At 60.6% G+C, this 18,477-nt stretch carries 15 protein-coding genes and 1 tRNA gene; 15 read left to right on the top strand and 1 reads right to left on the bottom strand.

Features of this window, described 5'->3' with window-relative positions; genetic code table 11:
- From tuf to rpoC, 11 genes are all read left to right on the top strand, one after another.
- Positions 1-1,176, top strand: a complete 1,176-nt coding sequence (tuf, locus tag AC5XE7_RS20530) for an elongation factor Tu (RefSeq protein ID WP_183829707.1) — start codon at positions 1-3, stop codon at positions 1,174-1,176.
- A gap of 167 nt (positions 1,177-1,343) precedes the next feature.
- The gene (locus AC5XE7_RS20525; RefSeq protein ID WP_495367407.1) at positions 1,344-1,730 is read left to right on the top strand and encodes a GFA family protein; all 387 of its coding nucleotides are present in this window, start codon (positions 1,344-1,346) and stop codon (positions 1,728-1,730) included.
- A gap of 136 nt (positions 1,731-1,866) precedes the next feature.
- A tRNA-Trp gene (locus tag AC5XE7_RS20520) sits at positions 1,867-1,942 on the top strand.
- Between the two features lie 335 nt (positions 1,943-2,277).
- Complete coding sequence (secE, locus tag AC5XE7_RS20515; protein ID WP_183829713.1) at positions 2,278-2,481, top strand: preprotein translocase subunit SecE; 204 nt, start codon at positions 2,278-2,280, stop codon at positions 2,479-2,481.
- 27 nt (positions 2,482-2,508) lie between these two features.
- Entirely contained in the window at positions 2,509-3,048 is a 540-nt protein-coding gene (gene nusG / locus AC5XE7_RS20510; protein WP_183829716.1) for a transcription termination/antitermination protein NusG, read from the top strand.
- A 168-nt stretch (positions 3,049-3,216) separates the two neighbouring features.
- Positions 3,217-3,645, top strand: a complete 429-nt coding sequence (rplK, locus tag AC5XE7_RS20505) for a 50S ribosomal protein L11 (protein ID WP_239798636.1) — start codon at positions 3,217-3,219, stop codon at positions 3,643-3,645.
- Between the two features lie 4 nt (positions 3,646-3,649).
- Entirely contained in the window at positions 3,650-4,348 is a 699-nt protein-coding gene (rplA, locus tag AC5XE7_RS20500) for a 50S ribosomal protein L1 (protein ID WP_183829722.1), read from the top strand.
- Positions 4,349-4,717: 369 nt separating this feature from the next.
- The gene (gene rplJ / locus AC5XE7_RS20495; RefSeq protein ID WP_183829725.1) at positions 4,718-5,236 is read left to right on the top strand and encodes a 50S ribosomal protein L10; all 519 of its coding nucleotides are present in this window, start codon (positions 4,718-4,720) and stop codon (positions 5,234-5,236) included.
- A gap of 57 nt (positions 5,237-5,293) precedes the next feature.
- Positions 5,294-5,668 (top strand): 50S ribosomal protein L7/L12, encoded by a 375-nt coding sequence (gene rplL / locus AC5XE7_RS20490; RefSeq protein ID WP_183829728.1) that lies wholly within the window; start codon positions 5,294-5,296, stop codon positions 5,666-5,668.
- A 216-nt stretch (positions 5,669-5,884) separates the two neighbouring features.
- Complete coding sequence (rpoB, locus tag AC5XE7_RS20485; protein ID WP_495367402.1) at positions 5,885-10,021, top strand: DNA-directed RNA polymerase subunit beta; 4,137 nt, start codon at positions 5,885-5,887, stop codon at positions 10,019-10,021.
- Between the two features lie 144 nt (positions 10,022-10,165).
- The gene (rpoC, locus tag AC5XE7_RS20480) at positions 10,166-14,362 is read left to right on the top strand and encodes a DNA-directed RNA polymerase subunit beta' (RefSeq protein ID WP_495367403.1); all 4,197 of its coding nucleotides are present in this window, start codon (positions 10,166-10,168) and stop codon (positions 14,360-14,362) included.
- Positions 14,363-14,492: 130 nt separating this feature from the next.
- On the opposite strand, the gene AC5XE7_RS20475 is transcribed toward rpoC, so the two are convergent.
- Complete coding sequence (locus AC5XE7_RS20475) at positions 14,493-14,786, bottom strand: transcriptional regulator (RefSeq protein WP_495367404.1); 294 nt, start codon at positions 14,784-14,786, stop codon at positions 14,493-14,495.
- A gap of 463 nt (positions 14,787-15,249) precedes the next feature.
- Here AC5XE7_RS20475 and rpsL point away from each other — a divergent pair, with 463 nt between their 5' ends.
- The 4 genes from rpsL to AC5XE7_RS20455 form a co-directional block, all read left to right on the top strand.
- Complete coding sequence (gene rpsL / locus AC5XE7_RS20470; RefSeq protein WP_035033399.1) at positions 15,250-15,621, top strand: 30S ribosomal protein S12; 372 nt, start codon at positions 15,250-15,252, stop codon at positions 15,619-15,621.
- Positions 15,622-15,679: 58 nt separating this feature from the next.
- Complete coding sequence (gene rpsG, locus AC5XE7_RS20465; protein ID WP_495367405.1) at positions 15,680-16,150, top strand: 30S ribosomal protein S7; 471 nt, start codon at positions 15,680-15,682, stop codon at positions 16,148-16,150.
- 30 nt (positions 16,151-16,180) lie between these two features.
- Entirely contained in the window at positions 16,181-18,271 is a 2,091-nt protein-coding gene (gene fusA, locus AC5XE7_RS20460; RefSeq protein ID WP_495367406.1) for an elongation factor G, read from the top strand.
- A gap of 66 nt (positions 18,272-18,337) precedes the next feature.
- Positions 18,338-18,477, top strand: a 140-nt coding sequence (locus AC5XE7_RS20455) for a GTP-binding protein (RefSeq protein WP_495366759.1), incomplete at its 3' end; no start/stop codon positions are given.

The following is an 18,477-nucleotide window of genomic DNA, read 5'->3' as shown; positions in this document are numbered from 1 at the left end:
ATGGCAAAAGGTAAATTCGAGCGCAATAAGCCTCATGTGAACATTGGCACGATTGGTCACGTTGACCATGGCAAGACGTCGACGACGGCTGCGATCACGAAGTATTTCGGTGATTTCAAGGCTTATGACCAGATTGACAACGCTCCTGAGGAGAAGGCGCGCGGCATCACGATTGCGACGTCGCACGTTGAGTACGAGACGGATGCGCGTCACTACGCCCACGTCGACTGCCCCGGCCACGCCGACTATGTGAAGAACATGATCACGGGTGCTGCGCAGATGGACGGCGCGATCCTGGTTGTTTCGGCTGCTGACGGCCCGATGCCGCAGACGCGCGAGCACATCCTGCTTGCCCGTCAGGTTGGCGTTCCGGCGATCGTGGTGTTCCTGAACAAGGTGGACCAGGTTGACGATCCGGAGCTTCTGGAGCTGGTTGAGCTGGAAGTCCGCGAGCTTCTGTCGGCTTACGAGTTCCCGGGCGACGACATTCCGATCGTTCCGGGCTCGGCGCTTGCTGCCCTTGAGGACTCGAACAAGGAGATCGGCGAGGACGCGATCCGCAAGCTGATGGCTGCGGTTGACGAATACATCCCGACGCCTGAGCGTCCGGTTGACCAGCCGTTCCTGATGCCGATCGAAGACGTGTTCTCGATCTCGGGTCGTGGCACGGTGGTGACCGGTCGCGTCGAGCGCGGCATCGTCAAGGTTGGCGAGGAACTCGAGATCGTGGGCATCCGTCCGACGACGAAGACGACCTGCACGGGCGTCGAGATGTTCCGCAAGCTGCTCGACCAGGGCCAGGCCGGCGACAACATCGGTGCGCTGCTGCGCGGTGTCGACCGTGAAGGCGTGGAGCGTGGTCAGGTTCTGGCGAAGCCCGGTTCGGTGAAGCCGCACAAGAAGTTCAAGGCCGAGGCCTACATTCTGACGAAGGAAGAGGGTGGCCGTCATACGCCGTTCTTCACGAACTACCGTCCGCAGTTCTACTTCCGCACGACGGACGTGACGGGCATCGTGACGCTTCCCGAGGGCACCGAGATGGTGATGCCGGGCGACAACATCACGGTTGATGTTGAGCTGATCGTGCCGATCGCGATGGAAGAGCGCCTGCGCTTCGCCATCCGTGAAGGCGGCCGCACCGTCGGCGCCGGCATCGTCGCCGCAATCGTCGAATAAGCTGACGCTTTCTGTCAGCAGGAACATGGGAAAGGGCGGCCTTCGGGTCGCCCTTTTTCTTTATCGCGGTATTGTTGCTTGTCTGCACGGGCTGCCCTGCTGACCACTGTGTCGGCTGGCGGCGTGCAGGATCGCTCCGGAGGTTGTGCAGGCTGGGAGGTTGTACGATGAGGATTGTGGAAGGTGGATGCCTGTGCGGCAAGGTGCGCTTCCGCGCTCGCGGCAAGCCGCTGCGGGTCGGCATTTGCCATTGCATGGATTGCCGCAGGCACCATGGCGCGCTTTTCCATGCGTCGGCCATCTATCCGGCCTCTGATTTCAGCTTCGCGGGAGAAGCCGGGTCGTACAAGGGTCGGCATTTTTGCCCGGCCTGCGGCTCATCGGTGTTTGGCCGAACCGGCGAAGAAGTCGAAATCAATCTCGGTGCGCTGGACGAACCGAATCTGTTCAGACCCACTTATGAACTGTGGTGCATTCGTCGCGAGTCGTGGCTTCCACCGTTTCCCGATACTGAAATTTTTCCGCGGGATCGCGCCGTTGCCGATCAGTCGTAAAGTGCGGTCCGAAAAGACTGGCTTTCGCGGCCTTCGCCTGTCTTTTCCCCGTTGCGTGCGATGATGCGCTTTCTCTCTTTACAGATGCGGCTCTACTGACTAGGAAGCGGCTGCTGCATCGATATGCGGCCGACCTAGGGGTATAGCTCAGTTGGTAGAGCGGCGGTCTCCAAAACCGCAGGTCGCGGGTTCGAGCCCTGCTGCCCCTGCCATTTTCCTGCCGGACAGCTTCCGTTTCGGCGATCTCTTGCTTTACAATGCGATTTGCGCCATAAGACGGCGTGGCCGGGACGGGACGACTGGATGGTTCCGAGGCGGCATATGATCGTAAAGCGGATGCTTGCCACTTGCGCGTGTCGAGAATCGGTTTTATGTAGGCACCAACAGACACGCGACGCGTGGAGCTGGTAATCCAGCTTTGCGCGTCTGATTTGCATGAACGAAATTACTTGCTGATTCGCTGCGGTAGCCAAGTTCATGTCTCACGTCCCGCCCGGCGGGATCATCCAGAGGGTCCGGCCCACGGGTCCTGAAAGCAGAGCGGCACATGGCGTCGAAGACAACCAATCCTTTCGTCTTCCTTCAGCAGGTTCGGTCCGAGGCTGCCAAGGTCACCTGGCCTTCGCGGCGCGAGACGATGATCTCCACGGTGATGGTTTTGATCTTTTCGCTGCTGGCAATGCTCTTCTTCTTTGCTGCCGATCAGCTCATGGGTTTTGCCGTCGAATTGATTCTCGGCATCGGGCGCTAAGTTCGGCGATTACGGAGAAGTCTTTATATGACCGCGCGCTGGTACATCGTTCACGCCTATTCCAACTTCGAGAAGAAGGTGGCGGATGACATTGAGAACAAGGCCCGTCAGAAGGGGCTGAGCGACAGGATCGAGCAGATCGTCGTACCCACCGAAAAGGTGGTCGAGGTTCGCCGTGGCAAGAAGGTCGATGCGGAGCGCAAGTTCTTCCCCGGCTACGTGCTGATGAAGGCTGACCTGAATGATGCCGTGATCTCGCTGGTCAAGAACACGCCGCGCGTGACCGGCTTCCTCGGTGAGGACAAGCACACCGCCAAGCCGATGTACATCACCGACAAGGAGGCCGAGCGCATCCTGCATCAGGTGCAGGAAGGCGTGGAGCGGCCGAAGCCTTCGGTGACCTTCGAGGTCGGCGAGGCGATCCGCGTTTCCGATGGTCCCTTCGCTTCCTTCAACGGCTTCGTTCAGGAAGTGGACGAGGAACGGGCGCGTCTCAAGGTCGAGGTTTCCATTTTCGGGCGCGCCGTGCCTGTGGATCTGGAATTCGGACAGGTCGAAAAGGGCTGATCCGAAGCGGCGCTGTCCCTGTGATGGTGCCGAAGGGCGGCGCAGTCTCTGCGTCGCTTGAATGGTGGGAGGCGAGGGCGGCTTAGCCGGTTGCCGGAACCGCACCACCGGACTGCAACCGCCGGCTTTCCCGATTTCGGGGCTGGCATGAAACAAGGCAGATAAGAGATGGCTAAGAAAATTGCAGGCCAGCTCAAGCTTCAGGTTCCCGCGGGGTCGGCTACGCCGTCGCCTCCGATCGGTCCTGCGCTTGGTCAGCGTGGCATCAACATCATGGAATTCTGTAAGGCGTTCAACGCCCAGAGCCAGGAGATGGAGAAGGGTTCGCCCATCCCCGTCGTGATCACCTATTATCAGGACAAGTCGTTCACCTTCGTCATGAAGACGCCGCCGGTGACCTACTTCCTGAAGAAGGCTGTCAACCTGAAGTCGGGTTCCAAGGAGCCGGGCAAGACGAAGGCTGGCCAGATCAGCCGCGACAAGGTGCGCGAGATCGCCGAAGCCAAGATGAAGGACCTCAACGCAAACGACGTGGAAGCGGCGATGCGTATGGTCGAAGGTTCTGCCCGCTCGATGGGCCTGGAAGTGGTGGGCTGATCAGATGGCAAAGATTTCCAAGCGCATAGCCAAGGTTCGTGAAGGCCTTGATCCCGATAAGGTCTACGGCCTCGAAGACGCGATCAAGCTTCTGAAGGACCGCTCCTCCGTCAAGTTTGACGAGACCATCGAAATCTCGATGAACCTCGGCGTCGATCCCCGTCACGCCGACCAGATGGTCCGCGGCGTGGTCAACCTGCCGAACGGCACCGGCCGTGACGTTCGCGTCGCTGTGTTCGCCCGTGGCGACAAGGCTGACGAGGCCAAGGCAGCCGGTGCGGACATCGTCGGTGCCGAGGAACTGGTCGAGATCGTCCAGAAGGGCGAGATTAACTTCGACCGCTGCATCGCCACGCCGGACATGATGCCGCTCGTCGGTCGTCTGGGCAAGGTGCTCGGGCCCCGCGGCATGATGCCGAACCCGAAGGTCGGCACCGTGACCACCGATGTGGCTGGCGCGGTCAAGGCTTCCAAGGGCGGTGCCGTCGAGTTCCGCGTCGAGAAGGCCGGTATCGTCCACGGCGGCGTTGGCAAGGTCTCCTTCGAGGTCAAGGCTCTGGAAGAGAACGTTCGTGCTTTCGCCGATGCTGTCAACAAGGCCAAGCCGACGGGCGCCAAGGGCATTTACGTCAAGCGCGTGGCTCTGTCCTCGACCATGGGCCCCGGCCTTAAGCTGGATGTGGCTTCTCTCGCCATTTCCTGATGCGATTTCCGAGGGCTGGCGCGTAAGCGCCGGTCCTTTCTGAAATTCCGGCTCCCGCTCATACGGGGTCCGGAAACCGGGATGAAAGTCCCGGAATCCTGTCCGAGATTGCAGGCGGACCTCTTTCGGGAGGGCCTTAATCCATATGGGTCTGCATGAGACGGGTGAAGACCGGACAGAGGAGGGTATCCCTCCGAAGAAAGGTTCGAACCGTGTGTGCCTTTTGTCTGTATGCCCTCGGGCATGGCGGAAAGGGGACAGGATCCTCGAGCGCTGATCGTGAAAGCTCTTTCCAGGGCTGTAGCGACCGGCAAAAGGCAACCCGACGCCCGCTTCGCAAATGTTGCGGGGGTCAACTGGAGATAGGCAGTGGATAGAGCGGAAAAACGCGAACTCGTCTCGAGTCTGAACGACGCCTTCAAGGGCGCCGGATCAGTCGTCGTGGCCCACTATGCCGGTATCACCGTTGCGCAGATGAACGATCTTCGTGTGAAGATGGGCGCAGCCGGTGGAACTGTCAAAGTCGCGAAGAACCGCCTCGCCAAAATCGCTCTTCAGGGCACGGAATCCGAAGGCATCATCGATCTGTTCAAGGGACAGACGCTGATCGCTTATTCGGACGATCCGGTTGCGGCTCCGAAGGTCGCGTCCGATTTCGCCAAGGGCAATGACAAGCTTGTCATTCTCGGCGGCGCAATGGGCTCGACCACGCTCGATGCCGATGGTGTGAAGGCTCTTGCCTCGCTGCCGTCGCTCGACGAGCTGCGTGCACGTCTGGTGGGTATGATTTCCACCCCGGCAACCCGGATCGCACAGGTCGTCAACGCACCGGCAGGCAATGTCGCGCGCGTTATCGGCGCTTATGCCCGGAAGGACGAGGCGGCGTGAGGCTGTTCCTCACCCCAAAACATCAACACGTTCGAATCTTATTGAAGGAAAAACAAAATGGCTGATCTCGCCAAGATCGTTGAAGACCTGTCGGCCCTGACCGTTCTCGAAGCGGCTGAGCTGTCGAAGCTGCTGGAAGAGAAGTGGGGCGTTTCCGCTGCTGCTCCGGTCGCCGTTGCTGCTGCTCCGGGCGCCGCTGCTGCTGCCCCGGTTGAAGAGAAGACCGAGTTCGACGTCATTCTCGCTGACGCCGGCGCCAAGAAGATCGAGGTCATCAAGGAAGTCCGCGCCATCACCGGCCTGGGCCTCAAGGAAGCCAAGGATCTGGTTGAAGCTGCTCCGAAGCCCGTCAAGGAAGGCGCCAACAAGGCCGACGCCGACAAGATCAAGGCTCAGCTCGAAGCAGCTGGCGCCAAGGTCGAGCTCAAGTAAGCGTTTGGGTTCCGGCGGACGGCTTTCGGGCCGTCCGCCACCTCCGCTTCCGGAGGTGGCCCGGCGAATGTGTTTGAGAACCTCTTTCCTGAGGGCCAAAAACGGGCTTTCAGGAAACAGGTTTTCACCTGTTTTGGACAAGGTCGCTATCGTGCGGCCTGGAAGCAAGGCGGATCGCGGCGTGATCCGCCCCGAGATGCGAGCTAAGGAGCTATAATGGCCCAGACCCAGACTTTTAACGGCCGCAGGCGCGTCAGGAAGTTCTTCGGGAAGATACCCGAAGTCGCGGAAATGCCGAACCTCATCGAGGTTCAGAAGGCGTCTTACGACCAGTTCCTGATGGTCGAGGAGCCCGAAGGCGGCCGCCCGGACGAGGGACTGCAGGCGGTTTTCAAGTCGGTCTTCCCGATCTCCGATTTTTCCGGCGCTTCGATGCTCGAATTCGTCAAGTACGAGTTCGAAGCCCCGAAATTCGACGTTGACGAGTGCCGTCAGCGCGACCTGACCTATGCCGCACCCCTCAAGGTGACGCTGCGCCTGATCGTGTTCGATGTCGACGAGGACACCGGCGCCAAGTCGATCAAGGACATCAAGGAGCAGGACGTCTACATGGGCGACATGCCGCTCATGACGTCCAACGGCACCTTCATCGTCAACGGCACCGAGCGCGTCATCGTTTCGCAGATGCACCGTTCGCCGGGTGTCTTCTTCGACCATGACAAGGGCAAGTCGCATTCGAGCGGCAAACTGCTGTTCGCCGCGCGCGTCATTCCCTATCGTGGCTCGTGGCTCGACATCGAGTTCGATTCCAAGGACGTCGTTCACGCCCGTATCGACCGCCGCCGCAAGATTCCGGCGACCTCTCTGCTGATGGCGCTCGGCATGGATGGCGAAGACATCCTGTCGACATTCTATAACAAGATCACCTACAAGCGTGCGGGCGATCACTGGCGCATCCCTTACAATCAGGATCGCTTCAAGGGTCTCAAGGCCGTGAACGATCTGGTCGACGCCGATACCGGCGAAGTCGTGGTCGAGGCTGGCAAGAAGATCACCGCCCGTCAGGCACGGCAGCTTGCCGAAAAGGGCCTCAAGGCCATCAAGGCCACCGATGAGGACCTGATCGGCCAGTATCTCGCCGAGGATATCGTCAACTACCAGACCGGCGAGATCTATCTCGAAGCCGGTGACGAGATCGACGAGAAGACGCTGAAGGTTCTGCTCGGCACGGGCGAGGAAGAAATCCAGATCCTGGACATCGACCACGTCAATGTCGGCGCCTATATCCGCAACACGCTGGCCGTGGACAAGAACGAGGGCCGTCAGGACGCCTTGTTCGACATCTACCGCGTCATGCGCCCGGGCGAGCCGCCGACGCTTGAGACGGCCGAGGCGATGTTCAATTCGCTGTTCTTCGATGCAGAGCGCTACGACCTGTCGGCCGTCGGCCGCGTCAAGATGAACATGCGTCTGGAACTGGACTGCCCGGACACCGTGCGCGTGCTTCGCAAGGAAGATATTCTTGCCGTGGTCAAGACGCTGGTCGACCTGCGCGACGGCAAGGGTGAGATCGATGACATCGACAATCTCGGCAACCGCCGCGTGCGTTCGGTGGGCGAGCTCATGGAAAACCAGTATCGTCTGGGCCTCCTGCGCATGGAGCGCGCCATCAAGGAGCGCATGTCGTCGATCGAGATCGACACCGTCATGCCGCAGGACCTGATCAACGCCAAGCCGGCCGCAGCTGCCGTGCGCGAGTTCTTCGGTTCCTCGCAGCTCTCGCAGTTCATGGACCAGACCAACCCGCTGTCGGAAATCACCCACAAGCGTCGTCTCTCGGCCCTCGGGCCGGGTGGTCTGACCCGCGAGCGCGCCGGCTTCGAGGTGCGCGACGTGCACCCGACGCATTACGGCCGCATCTGCCCGATCGAGACGCCGGAAGGCCCGAACATCGGTCTGATCAACTCACTAGCCACCTTTGCGCGCGTCAACAAATACGGCTTCATCGAAAGCCCGTATCGCAAGATCGTCGACGGCAAGCTCACCAACGACGTCGTCTATCTGTCGGCGATGGAAGAGGCCAAGCACTATGTGGCGCAGGCCAACGCCGAACTGGACGCCAACGGTCAGTTCGTGGACGAGTTCGTCATCTGCCGTAACGCCGGCGAAGTGATGATGGCGCCGCGCGAGATGGTCGACCTTATGGACGTCTCGCCCAAGCAGATGGTGTCGGTTGCCGCAGCGCTGATCCCGTTCCTTGAAAACGACGACGCCAACCGCGCTCTGATGGGCTCGAACATGCAGCGTCAGGCCGTGCCGCTGGTGCGCGCCGAGGCTCCGTTCGTCGGCACCGGCATGGAGCCGATCGTGGCGCGTGACTCCGGCGCTGCCATCGGCGCACGCCGCGGCGGCATCGTCGATCAGGTGGACGCAACCCGTATCGTTGTGCGCGCCACGGAACATCTCGATCCCGGCAAGTCGGGCGTCGACATCTACCGCCTGATGAAGTTCCAGCGCTCGAACCAGTCGACCTGCATCAACCAGCGTCCGCTGGTGAAGGTTGGCGACCACGTCAACAAGGGCGATATCATCGCTGACGGTCCGTCGACCGATCTGGGCGATCTGGCGCTCGGCCGCAACGTGCTTGTCGCGTTCATGCCGTGGAACGGTTACAACTACGAGGACTCCATCCTGCTCTCCGAGCGGATCGTGGCCGACGACATCTTCACCTCGATTCACATCGAGGAGTTCGAGGTCATGGCGCGCGACACCAAGCTCGGGCCTGAGGAAATCACGCGCGACATTCCGAACGTTTCGGAAGAAGCGCTGAAGAACCTCGACGAGGCCGGCATCGTCTATATCGGTGCGGAAGTGCAGCCGGGTGACATTCTCGTCGGCAAGATCACGCCGAAGGGCGAAAGCCCGATGACGCCGGAAGAGAAGCTTCTGCGCGCCATCTTCGGTGAGAAGGCCTCCGACGTGCGCGACACCTCCATGCGCATGCCTCCGGGCACCTTCGGCACCGTCGTCGAAGTGCGCGTCTTCAATCGCCACGGTGTGGAGAAGGACGAGCGCGCCATGGCGATCGAGCGCGAGGAGATCGAACGTCTCGCCAAGGACCGTGACGACGAGCAGGCGATCCTGGATCGCAACGTCTATGCGCGTCTGGCCGACGTTCTGATCGGCAAGGAAGCCATTGCCGGGCCGAAGGGCTTCAAGAAGGGTTCCACGCTGGCACGCGAGACGCTGGACGATTACCCGCGCTCGCAGTGGTGGCAGTTCGCCGTCGAGGACGAAAAGCTGCAGAGCGAGCTGGAAGCCCTGCGCGGCCAGTACGACGACTCCAAGAAGGCGCTGGAGCAGCGCTTCATGGACAAGGTCGAGAAGGTGCAGCGCGGCGACGAGATGCCTCCGGGCGTCATGAAGATGGTCAAGGTCTTCGTGGCTGTGAAGCGCAAGATGCAGCCGGGCGACAAGATGGCCGGACGTCACGGCAACAAGGGTGTCGTGTCGCGCATCGTCGCGGTCGAAGACATGCCGTTCCTCGAAGATGGTACGCATGCCGACATCGTGCTCAATCCGCTCGGCGTGCCTTCGCGCATGAACGTTGGCCAGATTCTCGAAACGCACCTTGGCTGGGCTTGCGCCGGCATGGGCAGGAAGATCGGCGAGCTGATCGATGCCTACAAGGCCAGCGGCGACATCAAGCCCCTGCGCGAGACGGTCGAGGCGGTCATCCCGGCCAATGACCGCAACGAGCCGGTGCGCGAGTATGACGATGAGTCTGTCGTGCGTCTGGGCGAGCAGATGCGCCGCGGCGTCTCGATCGCAACGCCGGTGTTCGACGGTGCGAACGAAGCCGATATCGACCACATGCTGACCCAGGCCGGCCTGCACACCTCCGGTCAGTCGCAGCTCTATGACGGACGTACCGGCGAGCCGTTCGACCGCAAGGTGACCATGGGCTACATCTACATGCTCAAGCTTCACCATCTGGTCGACGACAAGATCCACGCCCGTTCGATCGGCCCGTACTCGCTCGTTACCCAGCAGCCGCTGGGCGGTAAGGCGCAGTTCGGCGGTCAGCGCTTCGGCGAGATGGAGGTCTGGGCGCTCGAAGCCTACGGCGCCGCCTACACGCTGCAGGAAATGCTGACGGTGAAGTCGGACGACGTGGCCGGCCGTACCAAGGTCTACGAGGCGATCGTGCGTGGCGACGACACCTTCGAGGCCGGCATTCCCGAGAGCTTCAACGTTCTCGTCAAGGAAATGCGGTCGCTGGGTCTCAATGTCGAGCTTGAGAATACCAAGCAGGACAATGCCCCGACGCAGATGCCTGACGCTGCGGAGTAAAAGCCTGACGCGGCCGCGCCGGAGCGCGGCCGCCGGCTGGCCTGAACGGCCACGTGAAATTTTCCGGCTGAGGCCGGTTCTCGCGGGTTTTCCCCGCACGAAAACGAAATTGGGGTATTCGAGGACCCCGCAAAGGAGAATGGCATGAACCAAGAGGTCATGAATCTCTTCAACCCGCAGGCCCCTGCGCAGGTGTTCGATTCCATCCGGATCTCGCTCGCTAGCCCGGAGAAGATCCTGTCGTGGTCCTTCGGTGAGATCAAGAAGCCGGAGACGATCAACTACCGTACGTTCAAGCCCGAGCGTGATGGCCTGTTCTGCGCGCGCATCTTTGGCCCGATCAAGGACTATGAGTGCCTGTGCGGCAAGTACAAGCGCATGAAGTACAAGGGCGTCATCTGCGAGAAGTGCGGCGTCGAAGTCACGCTGTCGCGCGTTCGCCGCGAGCGCATGGGCCATATAGAGCTGGCCGCTCCGGTCGCGCACATCTGGTTCCTCAAGTCGCTGCCGAGCCGTATCGGCACGCTGCTCGACATGACGCTCAAGGATATCGAGCGCGTTCTCTATTTCGAGAACTACATCGTCACCGAGCCGGGCCTGACCGCGCTGAAGGAAAACCAGCTTCTCTCCGAAGAAGAGTACATGCTGGCCGTCGACGAGTATGGCGAGGACAGCTTCACCGCCATGATCGGCGCGGAAGCCATCCATGAGCTTCTGTCGTCCATGGACCTGGAGAAGATCGCTGGCGACCTGCGCTCGGATCTCGCGTCCACGACCTCGGAGCTGAAGCAGAAGAAGCTGCTCAAGCGCCTCAAGGTGGTCGAGAACTTCATGGAATCCGGCAACCGCCCGGAATGGATGATCATGAAGGTCGTGCCGGTAATCCCGCCGGACCTGCGTCCGCTGGTTCCTCTGGACGGCGGCCGCTTCGCGACCTCCGACCTGAACGACCTCTATCGTCGCGTCATCAACCGTAACAACCGCCTGAAGCGCCTGATCGAGCTTCGTGCGCCCGGCATCATCGTGCGCAACGAAAAGCGCATGCTGCAGGAAGCCGTCGACGCCCTGTTCGACAACGGGCGTCGAGGCCGCGTCATCACCGGCGCCAACAAGCGTCCGCTGAAGTCGCTGTCCGACATGCTCAAGGGCAAGCAGGGCCGCTTCCGTCAGAACCTGCTCGGCAAGCGCGTCGACTACTCCGGCCGTTCGGTCATCGTGACCGGCCCCGAGCTGAAACTGCATCAGTGCGGCCTGCCGAAGAAGATGGCTCTGGAACTGTTCAAGCCGTTCATCTATGCGCGCCTCGATGCCAAGGGTTTCTCCTCGACCGTGAAGCAGGCGAAGAAGCTGGTCGAGAAGGAGCGTCCGGAGGTCTGGGATATCCTTGATGAGGTTATCCGCGAACACCCGGTGCTTCTGAACCGTGCTCCGACGCTGCACCGCCTCGGCATTCAGGCGTTCGAGCCGACGCTGATCGAAGGCAAGGCGATCCAGCTTCACCCGCTGGTCTGTACCGCGTTCAACGCCGACTTCGACGGCGACCAGATGGCCGTGCACGTTCCGCTGTCGCTGGAAGCGCAGCTTGAGGCCCGCGTGCTGATGATGTCCACGAACAACATCCTGCATCCGGCTTCCGGTGCGCCGATCATCGTGCCGTCGCAGGACATGGTTCTCGGCCTCTACTACCTGTCGATCATGAACCAGAACGAGCCGGGCGAGGGCATGGCGTTCGCCGATATGGGCGAGATGCAGCATGCGCTCGAAACCCGGGCCGTGACCCTTCATGCCAAGATCAAGGGCCGCTTCCGCACCGTGGATGCGGAAGGCAAGGAAGTTTCGAAGATCTACGAAACCACTCCCGGCCGCATGATCATCGGCGAGCTTCTGCCGAAGAACGTCAACGTGCCGTTCGAGACCGCCAATCAGGAGATGACCAAGAAGAACATCTCCAAGATGATCGATACCGTCTACCGCCATTGCGGTCAGAAGGAGACGGTCATTTTCTGCGACCGCATCATGCAGCTCGGTTTCAGCCATGCATGCCGCGCCGGCATTTCGTTCGGCAAGGACGACATGGTCATCCCCGATACCAAGGCCAAGCTGGTGTCCGACACCGAAGCGCTCGCCAAGGAATATGAACAGCAGTACAATGACGGCCTGATCACTCAGGGCGAGAAGTACAACAAGGTGGTCGACGCCTGGGCCAAGTGCTCGGAAAAGGTTGCCGAGGAAATGATGGGCCGCATCAAGGCGGTCGAGTTCGACGACAATGGTCGCCAGAAGCCGATGAACTCGATCTACATGATGTCGCACTCCGGCGCCCGTGGCTCGCCCACGCAGATGCGTCAGCTTGCCGGCATGCGCGGCCTGATGGCGAAGCCGTCGGGCGAAATCATCGAGACCCCGATCATCTCCAACTTCAAGGAAGGTCTCACCGTTCTTGAGTACTTCAACTCGACGCACGGCGCTCGTAAGGGGCTCGCCGACACGGCTCTGAAGACGGCGAACTCGGGTTACCTGACCCGTCGTCTTGTCGACGTGGCGCAGGACTGCATCGTTAACTCCATCGACTGCGGCACCGACAAGGGCCTCACCATGCAGCCGATCGTCGATGCTGGCCAGGTGGTCGCCTCGATCGGTCAGCGCGTGCTTGGTCGCACCGCGCTGGATGACATCCTGCATCCGGTTTCCGGCGAGGTGCTGGTGAAGGCCGGCACGCTCATGGACGAGCGCGATGTCGAGCTTATCGAGAAGGCCGGCGTGCAGTCCGTCCGCATCCGCTCGGCGCTCACCTGTGAAGTGCGCACCGGCGTCTGCGCGGTCTGCTACGGCCGTGACCTTGCCCGTGGTACGCCGGTCAACATCGGCGAGGCTGTCGGCGTCATTGCCGCTCAGTCGATCGGCGAGCCGGGTACGCAACTCACCATGCGTACCTTCCACATGGGCGGTACGGCGCAGGTGGTGGACAGCTCGTTCCTCGAAGCCTCTTACGAAGGCACCGTCGCGATCCGCAACCGCAATGTGGTGCGCAACTCCGACGGTCACCTCGTGGTGATGGGCCGCAACATGGCGATCCTGATCCTCGACGAGGCTGGCAAGGAACGCGCCACGCACCGCGTGACCTACGGTTCGCGTATCTTCGTCGATGACGGCGATACGGTGAAGCGTGGCCAGCGTGTGGCCGAGTGGGATCCCTACACCCGTCCGGTTCTCACCGAGGTCGAGGGTCGCGTCGAGTTCGAGGATCTGGTCGACGGTATTTCGGTCAGGGAAACCGCCGACGAGTCGACTGGCATCACCAAGCGCGAGGTCATCGACTGGCGTTCGACGCCGCGTGGTACGGACCTCAAGCCGGCGATCGTCATTCAGGACTCCAAGGGCAAGGTCGCCAAGCTGTCCAAGGGCGGCGATGCACGCTTCCTGCTTTCGGTCGAGGCCATTCTCTCGGTCGAGCCTGGTGCTCTGGTCCGCCCGGGTGACGTGCTGGCCCGTGTGCCGATGGAAAGCGCCAAGACCAAGGACATCACCGGTGGTCTGCCGCGCGTTGCGGAACTGTTCGAGGCCCGTCGTCCGAAGGACCACGCCATCATCGCGGAGATCGATGGCACGATCCGCTTCGGTCGCGACTACAAGAACAAGCGCCGCATCATCATCGAGCCGCAGGATTCGACGCTGGAGCCGATGGAATACCTGATCCCGAAGGGCAAGCCGTTCCACCTTCAGGACGGCGACGCGATCGAGAAGGGCGATTACATCCTCGACGGCAATCCGGCACCGCACGACATTCTGGCAATCCGCGGTGTCGAAGCGCTTGCTTCGTATCTCGTCAACGAGATCCAGGAAGTCTACCGCTTGCAGGGTGTGCCGATCAACGACAAGCACATCGAGGTGATCGTTCGCCAGATGCTGCAAAAGGTGGAAATCACCGAGCAGGGTGACTCGACCTATATCGCTGGCGACCATGTCGACGTGATCGAGTTGGATGAGGTCAACGACCGTCTGATCGAGGAAGGCAAGAAGCCTGCCGAAGGTCAGCCCGTGCTGCTCGGCATCACCAAGGCCTCGCTGCAGACGCCGTCCTTCATCTCGGCAGCGTCGTTCCAGGAGACCACGCGCGTTCTCACCGAGGCGGCGGTTGCCGGCAAGACCGACATGCTGCAGGGCCTCAAGGAGAACGTCATCGTGGGCCGCCTGATCCCGGCCGGTACAGGTGGGCAGATGAGCCAGATCCGCCGCATCGCCACTTCGCGCGACGAACTGATCCTCGACGAGCGCCGCAAGGCTTCGGGCGCGGAAACGGCCGAGCCGATGCTGGTCGACATGACGACGCCTGCCGAGTAAGTCTCGCAACAGGTCTTAACAGAAACGAAAAGGCCGCCGGAGCGATCCGGCGGCCTTTCTTTTTGTGGTGCCCGGAAAACCGGTCAGTGCTCGATCAGGGCAGGGTGGCTGTCTGGAGTTGCGGGGCAGCTTAATCCGGTTCGTCGAACGTGATGACGGAAACTTCGCCCTCAAGCGCTCCCTGATAGGCTGAAATATGGGGTTCGTCGTCAGGCTGGCCCTGCATGTCGCCGATCTGGTCGAGTTCGGCTTCTGCGTAGCCTTCCGTCGCAAGTGATTCCAGTGCCTTGCGGACCGCCGTATCGTCATCCGGCGCAACCAGCATCACGTGAACGCCTTCGGCCTTACCGCCCTTACGCCGCCAGACCCGTCCGGTGATGATGGTGACGGCCCGCTCTGAGTCGTCAGTATCGTTGTCGTTCATGACTGATTCCCGAATTGTTCGTGGATTATCACTGTCATGAGTCGCAGAACACTTGAAGGGACCTTGCTTGGCACTGAAAACGCGACCACATTATGCGCAATCGCATATCCGCCGGGACAGAAAATTACCAGCAGCGCTCAAAACAGCGCGTTTGCAGGGTTTCGGCGCAGAATATGGTGTCACGGGGTTGACGAAACCGGGTGTTGCGCGTAGAAGCCGCCCAGTCTGAACCGATGTGAGACTTTCCTTTTCGAAGCGACGCGCTTCGGAGTTAGCCTCAAACAGGGTTCGTTTTACGAGCGAAAAGACATTTCCGTCACGCATGAAGCGGTAACGCTTCCTCTGCTTTTTGTTCGGGCAGCACCGCAATTGGCGGTTTGTGGCCCGAATTTGCGTATGGAAACGGTCCTTGAGACTGCCCTGACTGGGTTTGAGACACGGAATTGAGAGACAAGAGGGTTTAATGCCTACCGTCAACCAGCTGATCCGCAAGCCGCGCAAAGCGCCGGCAGTGCGCAACAAAGTCCCGGCCATGCAGCAGAACCCGCAGAAGCGCGGCGTCTGCACTCGCGTCTACACGACGACCCCGAAGAAGCCGAACTCTGCTTTGCGCAAGGTTGCGAAGATCCGCCTGACCAATGGCTTTGAAGTCATCGGTTACATCCCGGGTGAGGGGCATAACCTTCAGGAGCACTCCGTGGTCATGATCCGCGGCGGTCGCGTCAAGGATCTTCCCGGCGTTCGCTATCACATCATTCGTGGTGTGTTGGATACGCAGGGTGTCAAGAACCGCAAGCAGCGTCGCTCCAAGTACGGCGCCAAGCGTCCGAAGTAAGTTTGCGGCTTCGGCGTTTCTTTTTTGAGGCGCCGCGCGAGAGAAGAGAGACAAGAGCATGTCCCGTCGTCACAGTGCAGATAAGCGTGAGATCAACCCGGATCCGAAGTTCGGCGATCTGGTCATCACCAAGTTCATGAACGCCGTCATGTATGATGGCAAGAAGTCGGTCGCTGAAGGCATCGTCTATGGTGCGCTCGATCAGGTTCAGGGTAAGACCAAGCAGGAGCCTGTTTCGGTTTTCCATCAGGCGCTCGACAATGTCGCGCCGCATGTGGAAGTCCGTTCGCGCCGCGTTGGTGGTGCAACCTATCAGGTTCCTGTTGATGTTCGCCCCGAGCGTCGCCAGGCTCTGGCCATCCGCTGGCTGATCTCCGCTGCCCGCAACCGCAACGAGACCACCATGATCGATCGTCTTTCGGGCGAACTGATGGATGCTGCGAACAACCGCGGTACTGCCGTCAAGAAGCGTGAAGACACCCACAAGATGGCGGAAGCCAATCGCGCCTTCGCGCACTACCGCTGGTAAAGCGCGAAAGAAGAGTAAGAGGCACCTCCCATGGCCCGCGAATTTCCCATCCACGACTATCGTAACTTCGGCATCATGGCTCACATCGATGCTGGCAAGACGACGACGACCGAGCGTATCCTTTATTACACCGGCAAGAACCACAAGATGGGCGAGACGCATGATGGCGCTTCGACCATGGACTGGATGGAGCAGGAGCAGGAACGCGGCATCACCATCACTTCGGCTGCCACGACCACGTCGTGGAAGGGGCGCGATGGCAAGGATCGTCGTTTCAACATCATCGACACCCCCGGCCACGTCGACTTCACCATTGAAGTCGAGCGCTCGCTGCGCGTCCTCGATGGTGCCATCACCCTGCTGGACTCCAATGCCGGCGTTGAGCCGCAGACCGAAACCGTCTGGCGTCAGGCTGAGAAGTATGACGTTCCGCGGATGATCTTCTGTAACAAGATGGACAAGATCGGCGCGGACTTCTACCGCTGCCTCGACATGATCAAGTCGCGTCTTGGTGCTGTTCCGCTGGCCATGCAGCTCCCCATCGGCGCTGAGAGCGATTTCAAGGGCGTCATCGACCTGCTCGAGATGAGGGCTCTCGTCTGGCATGATGAGGCTCTGGGCGCCCAGTGGGACGTGGTTGAGATCCCCGCCGATCTGCAGGCCAAGGCCGAAGAATATCGTGAGAAGCTCATCGAAACCGCCGTCGAAATGGACGACGATGCGATGAACGCCTATCTCGAGGGCAATGTTCCTTCCGTCGACGAGCTCCGCGAACTCATCCGCAAGGGTACCATCGAGGTCAAGTTCCATCCGGTATTCTGCGGTACTGCGTTCAAGAACAAGGGCGTTCAGCCTCTGCTCGACGCCGTGATCGACTACCTGCCGGCTCCGGATGAAATCCCGGCCATCAAGGGCATCGACGCCAAGACCGAAGCTGAAATCGTTCGTCACTCGACCGACGACGAGCCTCTGTCCATGCTGGCGTTCAAGATCATGAACGATCCCTTCGTTGGTTCGCTGACCTTCGCTCGCATCTATTCCGGCAAGCTCACCAAGGGCATGTCGGTTGAGAACACCGTCAAGGGCAAGAAGGAGCGCGTCGGCCGCATGCTGCAGATGCACTCCAACTCGCGCGCGGACATCGAAGAAGCCTTCGCTGGCGATATCGTTGCTCTGGCCGGCCTCAAGGAAACCACCACTGGCGACACGCTGTGTGATCCGCTGGCTCCGGTCATCCTTGAGCGCATGGAGTTCCCCGAGCCGGTCATCCAGATCGCCATCGAGCCGAAGACCAAGGCTGACCAGGAAAAGATGGGCCTCGCGCTGCATCGCCTCGCTGCTGAGGATCCTTCCTTCCGCGTCAAGACCGACGAGGAAAGCGGCCAGACCATCATCGCCGGCATGGGCGAGCTTCATCTCGACATCATCGTCGACCGCATGAAGCGCGAGTTCAAGGTCGAGGCCAACGTCGGTGCGCCGCAGGTTGCCTATCGTGAGACGATTACCCGTACTCACGAGCAGGACTACACCCACAAGAAGCAGACCGGTGGTACGGGTCAGTTTGCCCGCGTCAAGGTTGTCTTCGAGCCGAACACCGAGAGCGAGGATTACTCTTTCGAATCCAAGATCGTCGGCGGCGCCGTGCCGAAGGAATACATCCCCGGCGTCCAGAAGGGCATCGAAAGCGTTCTGTCTTCCGGCCCGTTCGCCGGCTTCCCGATGATCAGCGTCAAGGCGACGCTCATCGACGGTGCCTTCCACGATGTCGACTCGTCGGTTCTGGCGTTCGAAATCGCTTCCCGTGCCTGCTTCCGTGAAGCTGCTCCGAAGCTCGGTGTGCAGCTGCTCGAGCCGGTCATGAAGGTCGAAGTCGTGACCCCGGAAGAGTATGTGGGCAACATCATCGGTGACCTGAACAGCCGTCGTGGTCAGATCCAGGGGCAGGAAGCCCGCGGCATCGCCGTGGTCATCAACGCCATGGTTCCGCTGGCCAACATGTTCAAGTACGTGGATACGCTGCGCTCGATGTCTCAGGGCCGCGCCCAGTACACCATGCAGTTCGACCACTACGAAGCGGTCCCGACTGCCGTGGCTCAGGAAGTCCAGAAGAAATACGCGTAATCCCACACGGGTTGCATTGTAACTTAATTCAACGCCCCGGTGGGCAAGCAGGAATGGAGATCTCACATGGCAAAAGGTAAATTCGAGCGCAATAAGCCTCATGTGAACATTGGCACGATTGGTCACGTTGACCATGGCAAGACGTCGACGACGGCTGCGATCACGAAGTATTTCGGTGATTTCAAGGCTTATGACCAGATTGACAA

This window comes from Aquamicrobium sp. YD-1-mutant5 (genome assembly GCF_059509755.1).
This window is presented reverse-complemented; position numbering and strand designations above follow the sequence as displayed.